The 20,466-nt window shown below is 48.9% G+C and carries 15 protein-coding genes and 1 pseudogene; 3 read left to right on the top strand and 13 right to left on the bottom strand.

Annotated features, from left to right (window positions below):
* Positions 1-176 precede the first annotated feature (176 nt).
* Together AC5JLB_RS03840 and AC5JLB_RS03835 are read right to left on the bottom strand one after the other, a co-directional pair.
* Positions 177-665, bottom strand: coding sequence for a cytochrome P450 (locus AC5JLB_RS03840; RefSeq protein WP_495872534.1), 489 nt, complete (start codon positions 663-665; stop codon positions 177-179).
* A 16-nt stretch (positions 666-681) separates the two neighbouring features.
* The gene (locus AC5JLB_RS03835) at positions 682-1,476 is read right to left on the bottom strand and encodes a cytochrome P450 (protein ID WP_495872533.1); all 795 of its coding nucleotides are present in this window, start codon (positions 1,474-1,476) and stop codon (positions 682-684) included.
* Positions 1,477-1,749: 273 nt separating this feature from the next.
* Between AC5JLB_RS03835 and AC5JLB_RS03830 the strand changes: the two genes are divergently transcribed.
* Entirely contained in the window at positions 1,750-2,742 is a 993-nt protein-coding gene (locus tag AC5JLB_RS03830) for a catalase family protein (RefSeq protein WP_495872532.1), read from the top strand.
* A 166-nt stretch (positions 2,743-2,908) separates the two neighbouring features.
* Positions 2,909-3,220, top strand: a complete 312-nt coding sequence (locus tag AC5JLB_RS03825; protein WP_495872531.1) for a hypothetical protein — start codon at positions 2,909-2,911, stop codon at positions 3,218-3,220.
* A 366-nt stretch (positions 3,221-3,586) separates the two neighbouring features.
* Here AC5JLB_RS03825 and AC5JLB_RS03820 read toward each other — a convergent pair whose 3' ends face one another.
* The 10 genes from AC5JLB_RS03820 to AC5JLB_RS03775 form a co-directional block, all read right to left on the bottom strand.
* Positions 3,587-4,003: a DoxX family protein gene (locus tag AC5JLB_RS03820; RefSeq protein ID WP_495872530.1), complete on the bottom strand. Its 417-nt coding sequence runs from the start codon at positions 4,001-4,003 to the stop codon at positions 3,587-3,589.
* Positions 4,004-4,028: 25 nt separating this feature from the next.
* The gene (locus AC5JLB_RS03815) at positions 4,029-4,739 is read right to left on the bottom strand and encodes an IS6 family transposase (protein WP_495872529.1); all 711 of its coding nucleotides are present in this window, start codon (positions 4,737-4,739) and stop codon (positions 4,029-4,031) included.
* Between the two features lie 241 nt (positions 4,740-4,980).
* A complete protein-coding gene (locus AC5JLB_RS03810; protein WP_495872528.1) occupies positions 4,981-5,817 on the bottom strand; it encodes an alpha/beta fold hydrolase in 837 nt (278 codons plus the stop codon).
* 60 nt (positions 5,818-5,877) lie between these two features.
* Positions 5,878-6,726 (bottom strand): alpha/beta fold hydrolase, encoded by an 849-nt coding sequence (locus tag AC5JLB_RS03805; protein ID WP_495872527.1) that lies wholly within the window; start codon positions 6,724-6,726, stop codon positions 5,878-5,880.
* Between the two features lie 273 nt (positions 6,727-6,999).
* Entirely contained in the window at positions 7,000-8,571 is a 1,572-nt protein-coding gene (locus tag AC5JLB_RS03800; protein ID WP_495872526.1) for a GMC family oxidoreductase, read from the bottom strand.
* A 50-nt stretch (positions 8,572-8,621) separates the two neighbouring features.
* Positions 8,622-9,431: an SDR family oxidoreductase gene (locus tag AC5JLB_RS03795; RefSeq protein ID WP_495872525.1), complete on the bottom strand. Its 810-nt coding sequence runs from the start codon at positions 9,429-9,431 to the stop codon at positions 8,622-8,624.
* A 242-nt stretch (positions 9,432-9,673) separates the two neighbouring features.
* Positions 9,674-9,943 (bottom strand): hypothetical protein, encoded by a 270-nt coding sequence (locus tag AC5JLB_RS03790; RefSeq protein ID WP_495872524.1) that lies wholly within the window; start codon positions 9,941-9,943, stop codon positions 9,674-9,676.
* A gap of 321 nt (positions 9,944-10,264) precedes the next feature.
* Positions 10,265-10,894: a response regulator gene (locus AC5JLB_RS03785; RefSeq protein ID WP_495872523.1), complete on the bottom strand. Its 630-nt coding sequence runs from the start codon at positions 10,892-10,894 to the stop codon at positions 10,265-10,267.
* The gene (locus AC5JLB_RS03780; protein WP_495872522.1) at positions 10,891-16,929 is read right to left on the bottom strand and encodes an AAA family ATPase; all 6,039 of its coding nucleotides are present in this window, start codon (positions 16,927-16,929) and stop codon (positions 10,891-10,893) included. The genes AC5JLB_RS03785 and AC5JLB_RS03780 overlap by 4 nt, the downstream gene beginning before the upstream one ends.
* Positions 16,930-17,125: 196 nt before the next feature.
* Entirely contained in the window at positions 17,126-17,308 is a 183-nt protein-coding gene (locus AC5JLB_RS03775; protein WP_495872521.1) for a recombinase family protein, read from the bottom strand.
* Between the two features lie 595 nt (positions 17,309-17,903).
* On the opposite strand from AC5JLB_RS03775, the gene AC5JLB_RS03770 reads away from it, so the two are divergent.
* Positions 17,904-18,968: a hypothetical protein gene (locus AC5JLB_RS03770; RefSeq protein ID WP_495872520.1), complete on the top strand. Its 1,065-nt coding sequence runs from the start codon at positions 17,904-17,906 to the stop codon at positions 18,966-18,968.
* A 418-nt stretch (positions 18,969-19,386) separates the two neighbouring features.
* Here AC5JLB_RS03770 and AC5JLB_RS03765 read toward each other — a convergent pair.
* Positions 19,387-20,105, bottom strand: a pseudogene (locus tag AC5JLB_RS03765) (IS6 family transposase).
* Positions 20,106-20,466: the final 361 nt, after the last annotated feature.

Below are 20,466 nucleotides of genomic sequence, written 5' to 3'. Positions count from 1 at the left end.
CAGAAGGGGACAGCCCTTCAACCTGCCAATGAACGATCTACAACTGTAGTAAACTGTACTATTCGGTTTTAGTCCAACTCCAGTCCAATCGAGTAGTACAGCATTTTTAGTCGTCATTTTGTAGAGTCGCCATCTACACTCTGCTCTCATTTGGATGAGATCCTTTTCCATCAATTTTAAGTTCTATTTTGTGGCGAAAAGGAGAAGAAATTTGATTCAATAAAGCGGTCTTTGTAATTGACACCAGACACGAGCACCAGCTTCATCTCAAACAGCGCCAGCGCTTCGCCAATACAACGCCGTGCTCCCCCGCCAAACGGCATAAACTCAAACGGCGAAAACTGACGATTCAAAAAGCGCTCTGGCTTAAATTGATATGAGTCTGGATAAAGGTCCTCGCGGTGATGTAGCAAGTAAATACAACCTACGACACTCGTCCCAGGTGCAAGCGACTGCCCCAGTAGTTCCAGCGGTTCATTGACAACTCGGGTGAAAGTGAGCATGGCGACCGAATACAACCTCAGCGCCTCGTGACACACCGCGCTGAGGTAAGGCAAGCGGGCAATTGCCAGCGGCTCGGGGTGCGGACCGAGAGAGTCTAGTTCTTGCATCACGGCTGCGTGCACGTGGGGCAGTTGATGAGTCCAGTACAGCGCCCACGCCATCGCTGAGGCTGTTGTCTCATGTCCAGCAAACAGGAAGGAGCGTCATGAGCTCATCCCGCAGTTCTAAATCGCTCATGGGCTGCCCGTTTTCATCACGTGCGGCCATTAGCAGTGAGAGAATGTCGGCTCGATCCACGTCCCCTTGCTGACGACGCTCAGCGATTTCGCTGTAAAGCAGTCGATCGATTTCTGAGCGGTGCCGCACAAACTTCCCCCAAGGCGACCCCTTCCCCCAGTCTTGTTGCAGCCAAGGGAAAAACAAAAAGCTGACGCTCAAGGGGGAACGAAACCAGTCAGTCATCGCCGTGAGCAAGTGCTGCATCCGCTCAAACCGCTCTCCCTCACAGAGTCCAAACACGGCTTCTAAAATGACTTGCAATGATATCTCCTGCATCGCCATTCGCGCTGGAAACGACTGCCCGAAGGAGAATTGGCCCAAGACTTCTTCAGTTAACTGGCAAATCAGGTTTCCGTAAGCCCGCATTCGGTCACCGTGAAACGGGGGCATCAAGAGTTGACGGCGACGCTTGTGTTGATTGCCATCGAGCATTATCACTGAAGCGCCGCCGATCAGCGGAGTTAGGATGCGGTTCATTTCGCCTGGGGCAGTGAAGCGCTTGCGATCCTGGGTGAGGATGTCTTGGATGGCTTGTGGATGGTTGACGAACACCAACTGTTCACCCCCAAAGATGCTTCCTGTAAAGATATCAGGGTATTGGCGGGCTGCCTTTTCCATGTAACCCACGGGGTCGATGATCCATTGAAATTCCTGAAGCAAGCCTGGAGTGTGTAGCACGTTTGGTAAGTTCATCAGCCCCTCCATAGCGAAGAGATAGCCAGTAAGTTCGACTGACTGGGTTTGAATTCGAGAAGTTCTGCAAGCTTAAAGCGTTGTAGCGGCTTGGGCAGTACCTTTAGCATAAGGTTCGCCGCACTCAATTGGGGCCGTCGCAACGTTGTGTAATCGAGAGGTTGGGGTTGTCAGTCATATCTGAAGAAATTGTCGTCCTTCAAAGCAAGCTCAATTCCAGATTGTTACACTACGACTGTCTAGAGTGAATCCCTAACCCCACCAGGAGCCTCAATGCCAAACCCGCTAGAGCAGTACATCCGCTACTCGGACGATGTAGAAGTCAAGCAACCCGATGAAGATAGGCTCATCCACGACACTCTGAACTCGGTGGCGCGGATGGGACAAAAGGTGTTTGACAAGCATCGTCATGCCATGCGCGGTGCCCATGCCAAGGGCCATGGTGGACTTAAGGGGGAACTGAAGATTTACGACAACCTGCCTGCGCCCCTGGCGCAGGGACTGTTCCGTGAACCCCGAACTTATCCTGTGATGATTCGCTTCTCGACGGCCCCGGGTGACATCATGCCGGATGGCATGTCCTCATTTCGCGGTATGGCCATCAAAGTCATTGGCGTGGAAGGTCCTATTAGCTCCGAACCAGACGCACTGACCCAAGATTTTTTGATGATTAACCGTCCAGTTTTTCCGGCGGGAAACGTCGCTCGCTACCTCAATGAGCAGTTACTCCAAGAAAAGGTCGTGGTGAGCGCCCCAGAAGAAGCGCAACAACTTCTGACAACGGCTTTACGCACTGTGAATGCGGTGACTGAAAAGGTGGGGATAGACCTCTACCCGACCGCGTTGGGGATCACTCTGCCAGAAACGCACATTTTGGGAGAGACCTACTACACGACTGCCGCTCTGCGCTATGGAGACTACATTGCCAAAGTCAGCGCCGTTCCGGTATCCCCCAGTCTGCAGCCGTTGATCGGCAAGACGGTTAAAACAGATGACCCTTCTGTTTTGCGCGATCTGATTGTCGAGTTCTTCCGCCAGCAGCCTGCGGAGTATGAACTGCGGGCCCAGCTTTGCACCAATTTGGAGACGATGCCGATCGAGGATGCCTCCATTCCGTGGTCAGAGCAGGAAAGCCCCTACCAAGCGATCGCCAAGATCACGATTCCGGTGCAGGAGGCCTATAGTCCAGCACGGCGTGTTTATGTCGATGAAGTGCTATCGTTCAACGCCTGGCACTGCATTGCGGAGCATCGACCGCTGGGCTAAATTCAGCGAGTCCGGATGCAAGTATACGAAGCCTCCAGCCGCTACCGCCATGAGATGAATCAGCAGCCGAAGGTTGAACCGCGCAGCCTCCAGGAAATGCCAGACTAGAACCAGGGGGCGAGAATGAAGATGACGTCTGACGCATTTGAATCGTGACACTGACACTATGGATCGTTCTTTTCCACTAGATCTTCAACGATCAATTCAGCAAAGCTTGCAGGAAATTGCTTCCCAGATGGGGCAGCCGCTGCATGAAGGTGCAGCAGAACGGCTGTATCAAGATGCTAGCGCCCTACTCGATCACCTTTCCCATGAACCCCTCACCTTAGCGCGGGTAGCAGGAACACTGCTCGTGTACCAAGTGGAGGACACAGAACCGGAGGAATTAGAGTGGTTCAAATCTCAAGTGCAGCAATGCTCTAGCGATGAAGAGATTGAAGAGCTAATCGAGTCAATTCATCGAGTTGACGCCCTGTAGGCATTGAGCCGAGATCGGGGAAATGATCATATGGGCATCAAAGCCCTGCGTCATGCAGCTTTCAGCACCTGAAACGGAAGAGTTTTCACACAGTCTTCGGGGTGGTAGAAGTTCCAGCCCCTGACCTCGCCGTGACCCAACTAATAAGCCCTGAGCAATTGCCCAGGGCCTGTTTTGATAAATGCCAGCCTGATTAGGTGGCTAGCGGTTTTGAATGTTCTTTCATTATGGATGACGCGGTGATCTAGGGATAGCGGCAACTTACCCAATTTGTTCCCCATTTCACCTGGGTAGCTCCTGGATCAAGACTGAGAAATGAGTGGGCAAGGTCTAATCGGTTCAGCCCTGTCCAAAGTCATCCAGCTTTTATTTGCTCAATCTCTGCTTGCTCACAGTTGCCGCCTCAGAACCAGCTGAATTGAAAGCTCGCTCCAGACGCATGACGTGCTTAGCCTTTGTCGATAGAGCATTAGAGTCCAGCCAATTCAGGAGCAAAGCGTCCGTTGAAAATAGGCCAGGGCCATTGACGATGAAGAACAGGAAACAAGCTGCATAGACCGCAGACAGCTCAAGGTAAGGAATACTCAGGCCCGCGACTAGGATGTGATGATACATTGCAACGCACATTGTGCCAAACAACCCGAAGGCGGCAGGACGAGCTAGAAAACCAATTGCCAGCAAGGGTGCCCCAATCAGTTCTGTGTAGGCGGCGACGTAGCTAAAGAAGATCGGAAACGGCAAGCCAATCACTTTGGTTGTGTCGCAAAAACTTTGAAGTGACAAACGAACTGGTTTCGTTCGTATTGACTTAAGCCATCACTCCGAAGATTTTATTGATAAATTCTACTTGAGACACACTGTCCTCCTTGCCCATTCCCTTCACTTGTCCTTTGCGAATCATACTCATCGCTTTAATCCCGCTCAAGGTTCGTCTCGCACTGTTGAATGAACCAAACCCCATCATCGATTTTGTGATTCGCTTAATGTTGCTATGATCCTGCTCGATCACATTGTTTATATACTTGCTCTGCCGTAACTTTGCCGTTTCTTCTAGCGTTTTATCCGCTTTCAGTGCTTCAACTGCTACTGGATAGGCAGCATTCTTGTCCACCGTAATCACTCGTGGTGTTTGAGTGTGTTCAGCCTTCAGCACTTTTCGAAAGAACCGCGCCGCTGCCTTCCCGTCTCGCTTCGCACTCAGCATGAAGTCCAACGTGTTGCCGGCTGAATCTACCGCTCGGTAAAGATATTTCCACGTCCCTTTGACCTGAATGTAGGTTTCATCCACCCGCCATGAATCGTTCGTCAAACTCAAATGAGGACGAACCCTTTTTTCTAGTTCCGGGGCGTAGCTCAACACCCATCGATTAATCGTGGAATGATCCACCTTCACGCCCCGTTCTACCATCATCTCCTCCAAATTCCGGTAGCTCAACCCATAGCGACAATACCACCGCACATTCAGCACGATGATCTCTGGCAGAAAATGCCGCCACTTAAACAAAGATTGGGAAGCCATTTGGGATGAGATGAGAGAAAATTGTGCCTCCCCACCCTATCATTTTTGCGATACAACCGCTTTTCACACCATCCAAGACCGAATCGCTAGAAGCTATAAGCACCCAAAATTTAGAGGTCTATCTTGCAGGTTTTTACACGTATCCTGTCGCAATCCCTATACACAAACACACCCGGCAAACTTAGAATTCCGTCGTCATGTTGTCCATATCAAAATCTTTTGGTTTACGCTTTTTTGTAGCTTAATCTTCCTTGAGAAAATCCAGCAGCACAGGGTTGACCTGATCAGCATGAGTCCAGTTAATGGCGTGCGGTCCATCAGGGATAACGACAAGACGGCTGTCTTTAATAAGCTGCGGCAGCCTCGATGCGGTAGATGCAAGCGGCAACATGCGATCGGCATCGCCATGAATAATCAGCGTTGGTACATCTATGCAGGGCAAATCGTCGCGGAAATCAGTCAGCCAGGACGGCACACAATCTAAAGTCCCTTTAGCAGAAGCCCCTGCTGCCACATTCCAACTTGCCTGAATTGCTTCATTGCTGATGCGATCGCCCAGCAGCACATCCACATTGAAGAATTCTCTGAAAAATGCAGAAAAGTAGGCTGGACGGTCTTCAACAATTGCTTTCATAATGCCATCAAAAATGCTTTGGTCAACGCCTTCAGGATTATCATCGGTCTTCAGTAGGAAGGGCGGCACTGGAGCCATCAGCACGGCTTTCTGCACCCGCTCTGAGCCATATCTGCCGAGATAGCGCGTGACTTCACCTGTTCCCATTGAGAAACCGACTAACACAGTGTCATGCAAGTCAAGTTTGGTCATCAGCGTGTTCAAATCCGCAGCAAAGGTATCGTAGTCATAGCCAAACGAAGGCTGACTGGAGTCACCAAATCCACGGCGATCGTAAGTGATGACTCGGTAGCCTTCTTTCAGCAACACTCCAACCTGTTTTTCCCAGGAATGACCACTGAGTGGAAACCCATGAATCAACACCACAGGTTGACCCACTCCGAAATCTTCGTAGTAAATATCAATGCTGGCAGAATTTTCTTGATCGACAGTAACGTAAGGCATGAGAGTCTCCTTTTTTGTGAATTGGTCTATTGTTTGATTTCGATAAGCACAAGAACAATCTCAGTCTTTATAAGAATTGGTTCCACGGCCGGTTTCGACATCCCGTAGGAAACGTTCGAGTACCGGAGTGAATTCTTCCTGCGCTTCCCAGAAAGGAGCATGCCCTAGTCCACTCAGGCGATGACAGCGTCCCTCCCACAAATTGGCATACGCGATGGTATCGAAGTAATCAAGATTGACTAAGCGATCTGCGCCACCATTCACCACTGCGAGCGGAACAGGACTGCTTTCCACGATCAGACGCTGGTTCACGCCTTCTCCGGCACGCGCGGACTCAAACAGCCTCTTGCGAAAACCGCCATCTGCGCGCGCGACGGCATCCCGGAGGAATGGCTCGGCCGATTTACCGATGATGCCTTCAACGAAGGCGTTGATCTCTGCTTCAAACAAATCCTGCTTGCCTGCGACGCTCAGATGCGGTGACGCGTTGAACCCTTGCGACATCTGATCGTGACTCACAGGTGGGGCACCGCAAATCATCAGCCCTCGCATTCCCGGAAAATGCGGAATCATCTCCATCCCAATATGTCCGCCGAGCGACCAACCCAACACGATGACCTCGGCTATACCCAATTCGTCGAGCAACTCGATGGCGGCGTCCGCAAGTCCGGGTAGGGTGTAGCTAAGTTTCGGATCGGCTGCGTTGCTGGACTGCCCGTGACCTGGTAAATCGAACGCGATGAAGCGATGTTTCTTCGCGATCTGTCCTTGCATCTGATTGCGGAAAACGCCACGGCAAAACGAATTGCCATGGATCAGCAGCACTGGTATACCGCCTGATCCAGTCTCCTCGACTGCAAGGGAGCCGTGGGACGTAGCTATGATATGCTGCTGGGTTGAGATACTCATGCGGCTATTCCTCCATGCCACTTTCGATCGAACTCAATTTGGCGTAGTCATCAGTGCGTGACTGAGGACGGAAATTGGGATTTGAACAGCAAGCTTTCACTCAATGCTCAGGTGCAGGAGTCGGCATCTGATCGAGATGCTCAGCGAATCAGACTGAACGAGAGCCGCGGCTCTCGTTCAGTAGGACAGTCGTCATTCGGTTCCATACTCACCTGGATGTTTCGACATCTCGCACCCGTCACGCTCCCTTTTCATCTACGTACAGTGGGCGGCTCAGACAGCCACTTCCACCGCTTGGCAGGGCATCATTCGGTGCGCCTTCTTGAGGATGTCTGCTGCTCGTTCGCCGATGACGACGCAGGGAGCCATCGTATTTCCACTTGTGATCTCAGGCATGATGGAAGCATCTGCCACGCGCAGCTTATTGATGCCATAGACCTTCAGCTTGCCATCGACTACAGACATGGAATCTTGCCCCATCTTGGCAGTACACGACTGATGCCAGTATGTAACTGCTGCGTTGCGGGCGAAGTTCTCCATTTCGCTTCGACCTAGTTTGCCTGGCAGCGCTTCACGTTTCACCAGCTTCTCGAAGACGGTACTATTGCCGAGGTCACGGCAAAGTTCGATGTTGGTGAATGCGGCTTTCAGGTCGCCGGGGTGCGACAGAGTGTTTGCATCGATTAACACCGGATCGTTTACGTCAGGACCGGAAAGCCTGACCTTGCCCCGGCTTTTAGGGTGCGCCAGACCCGCAAACATCGTCCAACCGTGCGCTGGAACCCCAAGGTGAGCCGTATCCAGGCTGGGCACCGGAAACTCAACCTGGCAGTGAAACATATCGGGCCGCTTTAGGTTGGGATCACTAGTCCAGTAAAGAGTGGCTTCCGAGCCGCCATTTCCAATCTTCTGAGGCTCACGGTATTCAAAGATGCAGCCAAACGAAACATGGTCCTGATGATTCTGGCCAACACCAGGAAGGTGCTGAACAACTGGTATTCCGTGTCTGCGAAGTTCCTCCTCCGGCCCGATTCCGGATTGGAGGAGAACCTTCGGCGTATTGATTGCGCCGAGAGAGAGGATGACTTCCTCCGAAGCGTAGTACTGATTGCGCCTGCCATCCTGGATCACCTCAACTCCGATGACAGACCTGCCATCAAAGATAAGCTTACTGACCATAGTGTGAGTTAAGACCGATAAGTTCGGCTGATTCAGGAGAGGATAAACATACGACCGAAAGATGGAAGAGCGACGTCCGTTCCAGATAATTAGATCGTTTATAGCAGCGCCTCCGCGCCCTTCCATCATTTCGCCGTTGGGACTCTCGAAACACGGAATACCCATACTGTTTGCCGCCTCAACCATGGCCTGTGCAATGGGCTGGGGACTTGCTGCGGATTCCACGTAAACGGGGCCGCCTATTCCCCGACGCATAGGGTCACTCGCTCCCTGCCAGTTTTCGATCCGGCGATAGATCTCCAGGACAGATTCATACCCCCACGCCGGATCGCCGGAAGCCTCAGCGAAGTAGTTCCAATCATTCTTGTGTCCTCGTGCCCACACCATGACGTTGATACTTGAGCCGCCCCCCAGTACCTTGCCCATATTCAGGGGGATTGAGCGTCCACTCAGATGCGGGTTGGGCTGTGCAACGAAGGCCCAGTCACGTTCTGATCCAAGATTTAACGGCCATTGTGCCGGAGTCATCACCTCTGGCACTTCATCAGTTCCACCTGCTTCGATTAGCAGAACATTAACTTGTTTGTCTTCGGCGAGCCTTGCCGCTATTACTGAACCAGCAGGGCCTGCGCCGCAGACGATGAAGTCGTAGTGTTTGGTCACCATTAAAGAAGTACCTCCAAATTTCGTAATGTTGATTTGTTCTTGCTTGGGCGTCAGACGGTCGGGATCGTTCCGCCGTCAATGACGTATTCAGTGCCTGTGATGTAAGAGGCACGATCTGACACCAGAAAAGCGACAAGCTCCGCGACCTCTTCGGGGCGACCTGGTCGTGCCATCGGGATTCCTCCGAGTGAGTCCATCAGTCCTTGACGTGCAGCATCAAGGTCAGCGCCGGACTCCTGAGCTAATCTCTTGATGAGTCTCTCAGCCGCCTTCGTTTCGATGAAGCCGGGCGCGACGGCATTGACACGCACTCCCTGAGGCGCAACTTCGTTTGACAGCCCTTTGCTGTAGGTTGCCAGCGCCGCTTTTGCCGCCGCATACGCTAATGTCGCGTCGTGAAGCGGGAGCCGCCGTTGGATAGACGAGATATGGATGATGACACCTGACTTCTGTTCAAGCATCCGGGGTAGAAAGGCCCGATCCAAACGGACGGCGGCGAATAAATTATCATTGAATGCTTGCTGCCAATCCCCATCTGTTAAGGCCAGCGCGCCACCGCTTGGCGCAGAGGAGCCGCCGACATTGTTAATTAAGATGTCTACACTGCCGAAACGAGCGAATACTTCCTGCACAACTTTGTTCACTCCATCAGGCGTGCTGAGGTCAGTCCCTATAAACAGGTCAGGCGATTGAAGGTTTTCGGGAATTGAGCGAGCGGTAGTTATGACCGTTGCACCGGCTTGCCTTAGTCGTGTAGCAATAGCTTCACCGATGCCTTTTGTCCCGCCTGTTACCAAAACTCTTTTGTCGAGTAGTTCGGTGGAATCAATTTGTATGTTTGTAGTTGTAGTTGTGTTCATGTTGCATGTGTTTGTAGTTGTGTTCATGTTGAAGTCATCGAGCAGTGGTAACAGTCCGAAAATACTGATAATGAAGTCCAAAAGAGATAAAACTATCTCTGTGACAATTCGATTCAATAAATTTTGTTAGAGGATGGTTGAGAAGCATCAAATACCACTCATGCGTTAGTACCTTAGGCAACTCCCCAGCAGATTTTGGGGACTTCCTCAGTACGGGGCTGAACCAGAAAAGTAGTTAGAGGCTAGTAAGTGCCCATTCTCAACACGTAGCCAACACTTCGCACTGTATGAATGAAGTGTTTTGCACTTTGTGCCTCTAGCCAATTCTCCTCAGGAAAAACAGAAGTGAAATGCTGTTGAATGACCTGAATTAATCGATGCAGTTCTCCGCATTGAGAACATTCGTAGTTCCCATATTCCACAAGTACAACTGGGGCATTGAGCATTCCCTGGTAGTGGTCACGCTGGGAAGATAGAACAAGGAGTTGGGTAGAATATCTATCTTGGTTCATCGGACATTCTGACAAAAGAGTTTCTCATGACAGGAGTGACTGACATGACTGATATTTATGATTCCTCCTACAATCGTTGAACCTTCCAATACATCCTGATCAAGGAGAAAAGAGGAAAAAGGATGAAAAGCAATTTGTTTTATTTTTACTCTTGACCCTTTGTTCTTCCCAAAATATTGGAATTTTGCTCCTTTATTTCGATAGCTTTAGCTTACAGAGTTGACAATACTTTGTCGCCAACTCAGCGTTGAGTCTTGGAAGAAACGAAAGGATGGGCACTATCTATCTCTGCGGCTAATCAGCAACCGAACTTAAGTTCAGTCACAACTTAGCAAGCCCTCGTTTCAATGCTGTAACCACCGCCTGAGTGCGATCGCTCACGCCCAACTTGCTCAAGATGCGATTGATGTGGAATTTGACCGTACTTTCAGTAATATTCAAAGCCACACCAATGTCATGATTGCTTAAACCATCGACCATGAGATGAATGACTTCCCGCTCGCGATCGCTCAACTCTGGGTTGTTCATGCGTTGCACCAGCTTGGCAGCAACTTCGGAAGGGATATATGGTTGCCCGCTATGAACGATATGGATGGCATTGAGGAGCGCTTTGGGTTCAGCATCCTTGAGCAGATAGCCTTTAGCGCCAGCACGCAATCCACGATAAATATCTTCGTCGCCATCATAAGTGGTTAGCACAATGATACGGGCATGGGCAAATTCAGCGCAGATGGCGATGGTCGCATCTACACCGCTCATGTGGGGCATGCGTAAGTCCATTAAGGTAATATCGGGCTGTAGCTGTCGATATTGGTCGATTGCCTCCTGCCCGTTGCCCGCTTGTCCTACCACGGTCATATCTGGCTCATTCTCAATCATGGCGGCGAGTCCCTGGCGGACGATCGCGTGATCATCAACAATCAAAATGCGGACTGCTGCTGCCTGACTCATATCGCTGCCTCCTGATTCACCGTGACAAGCACTTCTGTTCCCTGCCCTAGTTGACTTTCGATCGAAAGTTGTGCCCCAATATGCTCGGCTCGTTCAGTCATTCCCAGTAGGCCAAATCCCTGGCTGAGTGTGGTAGGGGTAACTTCAAATCCTTGTCCATTGTCTTTAACTCGTAAAAAGCATGAGGTTGGTTCATAAACCAACTCCACTCGAATTTCGCCCGCATGGGCGTACTTGATTGCATTCGTAAAGGCTTCCTGCCCAATTCTCAGGAGATGATTCTCAGTTTCGGGCGGTAGCACATAGGGTGTGCCAATAATGTCGTAAACCAGGCGGGTTTCGGTTAAGGATGACATGGTGGATATAAATCGCTCCAGTGCCGTCCACAGGTCGCCATCTTCTAGTAATTGGGGGCGCAGTGCCGCAACCGATCGTCGAGCCTCTATTAGCCCACTACGAGCCAAATCTCGAACCGTATCAATATGCATCTGCACGGCATCTGGGTTAGTCGCGACTAAGCGAGAGACAGCTCCCATATGAACCAGAATCCCTGTGAATGCTTGCGCCAGCGTGTCATGAATTTCTCGTGCCATGCGGTTGCGTTCCTCTAAAATGGAGGCTGCTTCGGCACGTTTGCGTTCTCGCAGTGCAGCGTTTCGCTGTTCGCTAATGTCGAAAGATACACCCAACATTTGTACAGGCTGTCCGGCTTCGTTATAAATACCTCGACCTCTACTGACGAGCCAGTGAATACTATCATCTGGGTAAATTATTCGATGTTCACCTTCATAATCAGTATGAGTTGCCAGAGCGGTTGTAAGCGCTTGCTCAACCCGATCGACATCTTCTGGATGAACCCGATCGCGCCACGCCTGATAGCTAGCCTTAACTTCACCGGGCGCTACCCCCAGCAATCGGGTGTTGTTATCATCCCAATGCACTGTATTCTCTAAGATGTTCCAATTCCAACTGCCGATGTAGGAGAAATCCATTGTCAGCCTACGTTGCTCTTCACTTTGGCGCAGGGCGTTTTCAACTTGCTGACGCTGTTCAATCTCTTGTGAAAGCAGCAATGTTCGCTCAGTGACTTGTTGTTCTAACGTTTGGTTGTAGTCGGCTAGCAGTTTCTCTGATTGCTTACGCTCGGTAATGTCTTGAAAGGCTATGATCGCATAGGCAACATTGCCTTGTTCATCAAAGATAGGAGTTCCCCACCCTTCAACAGGAATAATTGCGTTGTTTTGGTGAATATCTACATCGTCAATCCTAGTGCGTTCACCGCTCAACGCCCGGATGATTGGTAGTCTCTCAAATGGATAGATTTGATCCGTCCCCGTTACATAAAATTGATAAACCTCTGAAAGTTGCTCCGGGGTGGCGGCAGGATCAACGCCTTTACCCATCAGCTCAATGCCCCGCTGATTGACATAGTAAGGGCGACCCATGGCGTCAATAATGCCAATGCCTACGGGAACCGCTTCGAGAAATTGAGCCATTTGACTTTCGCTAGCGCGGAGCTGTGAGTAGAGTTTGGCATTTTCGATCGCGATCGCTGCCTGGGTGGAGAGTAGATTCAGAACTTGGGTTCGATCGGGTGTAAAAACTCCAGCCGCTAATTGATTTTCTAGATACAACACGCCAACAAGCTTGCTCTGATTCAGCAGCGGCAAACAGAGAAGCGATTGAGTTTGATTATTCTGAATATAGAGATCATGGATGAAATGACCTTCACGAGTTGCGTCATTTAAGAGGACGATTTCATGTGTTCGGATCACATATTGAATGATTGATTTAGGTAAGCGATTCGTGATTGGAGTCGATTGCAGTACTTGGATTGTGCGGACACTTTCACCTTCAACCAGTTCCCAAGCAGCGTCGATTCTCCATTCGCCTGCGTTCTCTAAAAGCAAACATCCAGTTTGCGCCCCAGCATTCTCGATCAGGATCTGCATTAACGAACTGAGCAACTGCTCCAGTTCAATCTCGCTTGAAATAGCTTGAGCTGCTTTCATCACTGTTGCTAAATCGAAAGCAACCTGTGAGGTATTAGAGGTGGTTCCAACTGTGGTGAGAATTAAAGGAGCGTTCACACGCGACGACTGAGCAAAGAATTGAGGATAGCGCGTTTCCAAATCCTTGACTTTTGCGGTTGCGCCCCAGCGCTCGTAACAATAATGAGCTTCTTTCATGTATAGTTGAGCAATCTTTTCTCGCCCTCGCCCCAGATAAAACTTGGCAGCCAATTCATAGGCTAACGCTTCTTCTTGGATATATGCGTTTTCTCTAGCCCCTTGAATCGCTTGCTCGTAGAACTCCTCTGCCTCAAGCAACTGACCTAAGACTCGTGCTTTTTCTGCTTCAACCAAATGATATTTGTGCAAATAATTCATAGGGGCGTAATGTGCCCATTGCTTCATCTTTTCCTGGCTAACTGTAACTTTCTTGAGAATTTCCTCCTGCACTTCAGTACTGCTATCAAGATAGGTTGCGAGCCTCGCCAGAGAATCATAGAGATAGTACAAAGGCTGAAGGAAGGCACCTGTTAGTCGGATCAAATAAGTTTCTGCTAGGGCTGCATTTTTAACGGCTTGAGCATATTCAGAAAAGAGGTAGCATAGGCAAAGTTTGTTCAAATGTACAGTAAAGATAGTACTTCCATCATTTGCTGCTTCATATTTTGGCAGTTCATTCTCCTCGTTGTAGAATTCGCCGATAAGTTGAGTTGGGCTAGTCGAGCGTCCCATTAAGTTTATGACGACCTGCCGAAAGATTTGATTCCAAGTTAGTGCCGTTTCCTGTTTGATTTGATGGATCGCTTCGCCATAGATCGCCATATCGCGTTCAACCTCTGCGAGTTCTTTTCCATTGGCGTAGGATTGAAAACAGTGGGTATAAGCGCAGTAGGCGGCAGACTCTAAATCTCCAGTTTCTAGCCCAATTTGATAGCCTGCCAGTAATGGCTTCAATAATTCTCTAGCATGTTCTTTCCAATGGATGATGAAGTTATTGACGGACAGCAACGTTCTAGCTCTAAGTGTATGGGTACGAGACTGTGACAACAGCCGTAGAGCAAGCTGTCCAAATTGGTAGCCAGCCTCGATGTTTCCGATCATTCCACAAAGGATTAACCCAAAGGTGGCAAAGGCAAAGGGAGATACAACAGCATTACCGTACTGAATTGATAAGCTTACTTGTTTAGTCACAAGCAGAGGCATTAAATTCGGAACCGCAACATAGGCGGCGATCGTAATGCTTGATAGGATTTTCATCGCCGCTAGCTTGTCCGGTTCAGTCATCTCTGGCAAATGGATCAAGCTCTCAACCTCTTTCTCATGGAAGAGACCGGTGATTGTATCTAGTTCAAGGTGAATATCTGATTGACTAGGCGTTTCTGGAAAATTGATTCCCAGTTGTTGCAAAACTTTCAATGCCGTATTGATCGCTTTTAGGGGTTGGCTCTGTGCAACATCGGTTTGAATTTTGACTTCGTACGTTTTTACGCTATCAAGAATCGTTTTAGCCTCTTGTAAAACGATCGCTGCCCAGTATTCCACCTGTTCAAAATCGCCACACAGGTACGCGACTTCTGCTGTTTCTTGATATAACTCTAAGGTCAGGTCATAGTTTGTTTGCCAGCTAGAAGCAGTTAGCCATGCCCTTCCTGTAGCTAGATAGTTTTGCGCCGTACTGTAGGCGACTGCCCCTTTTGCTTTCTGCCCTGCCAATAGATTCAGCTTGGCAATTTCATCTCGTTTTACTTGATCGGTAACAAGCTCAATTCCATGATTGAAATGATCGACAATTTCAAATAATCGGTCTGATTGGCGCTCTGGCAATGTCTTTTCAAGCAGAGTAAGACCAATTTGAAGATGAACAATTTGCTTTTGCGACTCATCAATCAAGGCATAGGCAGCTTGCTGCACACGATCGTGCAAGAATTTGTACTCTTGAACTAACAAGTTCTCATCTAATTCAGAAAAAGGCTGAATCAATTCCGCTTGAATCGCTGCCAGCAAATCTAGAAAAATCGCTTGAGGAGATTGCTTACAAACGATCGCCAACGTCTCTAAATCAAATTCTGCCCCGACACAAGCGGCTAAGCGGAGTATTTGCTGAGTACCCTCTGGTAGCTTCTGCAACTTGAGCAGTAGCAACTCCACCACATTATCAGTGATGTTCTGGGCTTGGATCTGTTCCATGTTCCATTGCCAGCTTAAGCGTGTCGCATCAAAGGTCAATAGATTTTCGCGATGCAGCATTCGCAAGAATTCGTTGACAAAAAAAGGATTTCCCTTCGTTTTACGCAACACCAATTCAGCTAGGGAATGCACAGTGTCAGTGTTTTGATGCAGCGTTCCAGCGATCAACTGGCTTAATGGCTCTAGTGTTAAGGGTGCCAGATTGATTTCTTGAAGCACTGATCCTTGTTTTCGCAATCGCTCCAACAGGACTGTCAATGGATGGGATGAAGTCACTTCATGATCGCGATAGGCTCCAATCAGAAACAGGGATTGGGTTTGTTCGTCAAGCATGATTAGCTCAATTAATCTGAGTGTGGCTGAATCTGCCCACTGTAAGTCATCAAAAAAGATCACGAGTGGATGCTCTGTTGAGCAGAATACTCGGATGAACTGCTGGAAGATGCGATTGAAGCGATTTTGAGCTTCCGTGGCTCCCACCTCTGGAACAGGTGGCTGCTTGCCGATAATCAGTTCTACTTCAGGAACGACATCAATGATGAGCTGTCCGTTGTTGCCCAAGGCTGTGAGTAGACGCGATCGCCATTGCTGCAATTGTTCTTCTGGTTCACCCAGCAGTTGTTGTAACAATTTTTGTAGAGCCTGGGCGATCGCGCTGTAGGGAATATTGCGCTGAAACTGATCAAACTTACCAGAGATAAAATAGCCGCGCTTTGCCGTGATGGGTTTGTAGAGTTCCTGCACCAAGGCTGACTTCCCAACTCCAGCGTAGCCAGAGACAAGCATTAGTTGACTATGGGTGGATGGGTGAATGGGTGGATGGGTGGATGAGGAAATATTTTCTCCTGCCATCTCGCTCTCCCACTCATCCACTCCCGCTACTCTCTCAAATGCTGCCCACAAGGTTGCAATCTCTGCTTCCCGTCCATACAGTTTTTGGGGAATGTGAAACCGATCGGAAATATCGTGCAGCGCGAGTGGGATGGTGTCGATTTGCCTGGTTGTTTTAAATTGTGCTGCCAAGTTTACTAAATCTGCTTTGATGCCCCAGGCACTTTGGTAGCGATCTTCGACATTCTTCGACATCAGTTTCATGACAATGTCTGAAACAGACTTGGGAATGGTTGCATTCAGTTCGTGTGGTGGAACAGGTTGTTTAGCAATATGACAGTGGACTAATTCCAGGATATCGGTTGTTGCAAACGGCAACTGTCCAGTCAGTAATTGGTAAAACGTTACTCCGAGTGAATAAAAATCGGTGCGGTAATCGAGCAGCCGATTCATCCGCCCAGTCTGTTCTGGAGACAGGTAAGCAAGCGTGCCCTCTAAAATATGTGGGCTTTTGAATGTGGGATTGGTGCGGTTAAATCGGGTGGCAATCCCGAAGTCAATGATTTTAACAACGCCAGTCTCTAAATTAAGAACAATGTTTCCAGGATTAATGTCTTTGTGAATAATATTGGCAGCATGGATTTTGTTCAGAATGTCGGTGAGGGCGATCGCCAGCCGTAGAAATGTGGCTAAGGGCATGGGGCAGAAATCTGGGCGCTGGCGCATCCATCGTTCCAAGGACTCTCCACCAAAGTCTTCTAAGAGAATAAAAAGCGTGCGTTGATAGTCTTGCTGACTATATGCCTCGATCACGCCTTCCAGCTTGAGGGAGCGGGTGATTTCATATTCCTGTCGGTAGCGCGTTAGTTCTTGGGCAGAAGGGTAATCTTGCTTGAGCAGTTTGACCACGATCGCTACCCCATCGTCTCGAATGCCCCGATACACCAGAGAATTAGAGCTTTCGTAAATTTTGCTTTGGATAGCAATCCCTGGTAAAGCAACCATGCAGCTTCTTTAGAGGAGTACGGTAGGGTATACCTCAAACTATAGAAGACTCATCACAATTTTTGGCGATCACACCCATCCAAAATACATCCCTTCCATCCAAAACTCCGCCATAGCCAGTCCAGCCTTCACCCGAACCTCAAGGCATTTGATGGCATAATTTACGCCCTATCCTTGCCACTAAGCGGTCTAGCCGCTACACGACGAGCGTATCTCCTTTTCTGGCAAACTCAAACACTTGTTTTAGACCAGGGCGATCAGCTTTAGCACCACTCATTTTGTCGGAGAAAATCTTGTCACACCCCGCGTTCTGAAGTGCATTATGTTGTAGGGCAGGATTTTGATCATCGGCTGAAACTCGTTCGTATCCGATCAGCATGGCAGGAATAGAGCTAACGGACTGTTAGTGTATCAGAACTCGTTAGAGCCACCCTAATTTGAGACATAGATTTATTTACAAGTTTATTTACGATCTGAATCCCTTAAGAATAACAGTGGAAATACCGTAGAAGCGTTCATGCAAAATAGTTTTGCAGATTATGGGAAAGAGCGATTGCCCTTGAGTTAGAAAAGTGTAAAAGAAAGGAGCGTTTGAGTGACAACTAAATGGCCGATTTTGAGACACCCTCAACTGGCACAATCGCAGCTACCCCATCAAACGTTCTTTGGAAGTGGTCAAATCACGAGATCAATAATTGACGTGGCTAGAACCAGCCCAAATATTGCTTCAATCAACGTAAACGGGGCATTCAGCGTCAACAGTCCTTCTTTGCTAGAGCCAAAATTTCATCGTGCTTTTTGTTATATAAAGCGAACGGCCTACATCCATCTTCAAAAAACGTTTCTTCGCGGCTATTGAGAACCTTGCAGCATCATGATCAGTTGCGGTCAATCAACTGCACTAGAGGTTATGTGAGATGGCCTGTATAGTTTGAAATATCTCATCCAGCATTCATGATCCGTCTTGCCAACTTATGTCTTTACCCTTTGATGCTGCCCCTACCGAAGCACGGGTCGAAAAATGTTGGCGGCTCTCCGCCAGTTTTGGAATGGAGCGCAATGCCTACCATAATTATCTCAATGAAATTGTCCGAGATCGCTACACGCTCATCAAGGGGCTGCAAATCTTGCGAGATGAACTTCAACTTGCGGTCTCTAGCCCGACAGACATGAACACCGGCGGGGCTGACATGACCCTACCCAGCGTTGTGACCACCTTGGCGTATACCAACTGTGGTGATCGCATCCATCAAGGCGAGGCGACCAAACGCTACCGTGATGTCGTCGCCTCTCGATTTGCGACTCTCTCTGAAATTGGAGAACTCAAGTTAGAAGCTTTTTTCCCAGCAGGTGGAGGCACGGACAATGGGGCGACCTTAGCTCATGTCACCGTGGCTCATGAGTTAGACGAATCCTTAAAACGACGAGTGTATGCAGGCAATCCTCAATCGCTTTCTCTTGTGGCGATCGACCTCAAAACTCATGTTGGGCGATTACGCGAGAATGGTCAACAGATTTACGGTAAAACCCGTGAATCTCCTTGGCGAGAACCGCGTGCAGCCTGTGGCGCTATTGTGGGAACCTTAACTCATTACCATCCCGACAATTTAATTCATCGCCGCATTCGCAGTGACTTGGGAGAACTCAATTTTCAATTTTTATCCAACAACTCCATCGTGACTGATGGTGGTGTAGACATCACAATGGCCGTTGCCGCCAATATTGTTGCGATTAGCGGCATTCGCAACACGGCTATTGCCTTAGCTCAAGAAATGGATGAGCGAGGGTTAGCTCACTTGACCGCAAGTACCACTGTGAATCGTCCTTCCCGAGATGACCTCGTGATTTACCTCGCTCGTGCTACTGTCTTCAACGGTAAGATCCGAATTCAAAGTCTAGGTACTGAGGCCAAGCTGTATGGTGGAAGGTTAGTGGAATATGCAGGAGAACGGCGGTTACAGCTTCGTTATCATGACTGGGACTGCAATGATTTACCCGTTGAAGAAATCCCTTATAAAGTTCGATTATCAGGATTATAAATGAGGCGAGAGCTAGCCGCCATCGAAAAGGTGCAAGCAGTCTAAAGATACTGTATCAAAACTCGTCAAACTGAAGATTTTGAGACGCTAAGAGCCAGTAGAAATTCTGATAGTCCTAGTTTTCAAGCTGCAAGCCGTTCCCCAGCAATTTGTCAAACAAAGGGTCCGATACTGTTAGCGAACCTCGATTAAGATCACATCAGCTATCTTAAAAGCAATCTTTGTATTGCTCAAGGTGAATTGCTATGTCTCTCGCATTTGAGCCAATCCCTCCCGTTTCTCATGAAACGGTGCGTGTTGCCAAAGTTGTATTTCTAAAAGGTAATTCGTATTTAACACTCAGAGAGGCACTATCAACTTAACCGGGAGTATTAAAATTAAGCACTGTAATTCCCTTAATCGTCAGTCTCGCTCAAGTTTACGCAGCATTTTTCACACAGGTGATTTCCCACCAATCTTCTATGCGTTGGCGCAGTTCTTGGCGATGTCGTTTTGCACTGGGTTGATGTTGCTTGGAGTGGAAGTGGGATCGAATTGGGTCAGCAGCAGAGACAAATCGTTGAGCTTGTCCGGGAGATTTGAAGCGTCGCATTCGTCGCTCTCGCACTCGGGTCGGTTGATGCGAGTTCTCCGCCCGATTATTCAATCCCTTGTGCTGTCGATGTTCCACACTTGGCATTACTCGTTTCTTTGCCGCTTCGTCACTCTTCAGCTTGTCGGTGACAATCACCCGTGGCACGCAGCCCTGTTTCTTTAACAGCTTGCGGAAGAATCGCTCTGCTGCCTTCGTGTCTCGATGCCGTTGCAGCAAGACATCCAGCACATTTCCTTCTGAATCCACTGCTCGCCACAGATAGTATTGCTGTTTCTTGTTGCCTCTGGCTCACGCTGCGCGTGTTCGTGACCACCATTTCATCGAGATGCCATTTGTCCATGATATAAGGACGTTTGTACTGCAGCCCATTCGCGAATTGTTGTCCGAATTTCTGGCACCATTCTCGGATGGATTCGTACGTCACTTCAACGCCTCGATATACCATCATTTTCTCGATGTCCCGGTAGCTCAAAGGGAAAGTGTAATAGAGCCAAACGCAGTAACCCATGATTTCGCTCCCGAAAGCGATGACGGGCGTACATGAGAAGCTGTGAACACGCTGTGCGTGTGCCAAAGGCAGCTGAGTTAAATCAGTACGATTATTCTACATTCCGGTTAACCTGACAATGCCAGAATTCCTAAGCTGGAATTAGGAGTTGTGATTGCTAACCCAGCTAACCAAGTCGACCCTAATCCGGTCTACTTTTTCGTTCTCAATAAATAGGAGTTGTTCGCAATAGAATCCCTTAGAACGAGAGCAACCGTGCCAGTTTTTTAGAAATACACGCCATCTAGGCGTTTGAAGCTGCTATATCGTAAAAATTGAGTGACCGTTCCAGCGCCCCTATGGAAGATTGTCGTGGTTCTTGATCGACCTGGATTAAAGAATCAAGGCATAACCGA

It is taken from the genome of Myxacorys chilensis (assembly GCF_059505265.1).
This window is presented reverse-complemented; position numbering and strand designations above follow the sequence as displayed.

What these genes read in the sequence shown, in the direction of transcription:
- AC5JLB_RS03840 (WP_495872534.1), bottom strand. Translation starts at nt 665, where the DNA reads ATGGCGTGGGCGCTGTACTGGACTCATCAACTGCCCCACGTGCACGCA.
- AC5JLB_RS03830 (WP_495872532.1), top strand. Translation starts at nt 1,750, where the DNA reads ATGCCAAACCCGCTAGAGCAGTACATCCGCTACTCGGACGATGTAGAA.
- AC5JLB_RS03825 (WP_495872531.1), top strand. Translation starts at nt 2,909, where the DNA reads ATGGATCGTTCTTTTCCACTAGATCTTCAACGATCAATTCAGCAAAGC.
- AC5JLB_RS03775 (WP_495872521.1), bottom strand. Translation starts at nt 17,308, where the DNA reads ATGCTGATCGGATACGAACGAGTTTCAGCCGATGATCAAAATCCTGCC.
- AC5JLB_RS03835 (WP_495872533.1), bottom strand. Translation starts at nt 1,476, where the DNA reads ATGAACTTACCAAACGTGCTACACACTCCAGGCTTGCTTCAGGAATTT.
- AC5JLB_RS03800 (WP_495872526.1), bottom strand. Translation starts at nt 8,571, where the DNA reads ATGGTGACCAAACACTACGACTTCATCGTCTGCGGCGCAGGCCCTGCT.
- AC5JLB_RS03795 (WP_495872525.1), bottom strand. Translation starts at nt 9,431, where the DNA reads ATGAACACAACTACAACTACAAACATACAAATTGATTCCACCGAACTA.
- AC5JLB_RS03785 (WP_495872523.1), bottom strand. Translation starts at nt 10,894, where the DNA reads ATGAGTCAGGCAGCAGCAGTCCGCATTTTGATTGTTGATGATCACGCG.
- AC5JLB_RS03810 (WP_495872528.1), bottom strand. Translation starts at nt 5,817, where the DNA reads ATGCCTTACGTTACTGTCGATCAAGAAAATTCTGCCAGCATTGATATT.
- AC5JLB_RS03770 (WP_495872520.1), top strand. Translation starts at nt 17,904, where the DNA reads ATGTCTTTACCCTTTGATGCTGCCCCTACCGAAGCACGGGTCGAAAAA.
- AC5JLB_RS03805 (WP_495872527.1), bottom strand. Translation starts at nt 6,726, where the DNA reads ATGAGTATCTCAACCCAGCAGCATATCATAGCTACGTCCCACGGCTCC.
- AC5JLB_RS03790 (WP_495872524.1), bottom strand. Translation starts at nt 9,943, where the DNA reads ATGAACCAAGATAGATATTCTACCCAACTCCTTGTTCTATCTTCCCAG.
- AC5JLB_RS03815 (WP_495872529.1), bottom strand. Translation starts at nt 4,739, where the DNA reads ATGGCTTCCCAATCTTTGTTTAAGTGGCGGCATTTTCTGCCAGAGATC.
- AC5JLB_RS03780 (WP_495872522.1), bottom strand. Translation starts at nt 16,929, where the DNA reads ATGGTTGCTTTACCAGGGATTGCTATCCAAAGCAAAATTTACGAAAGC.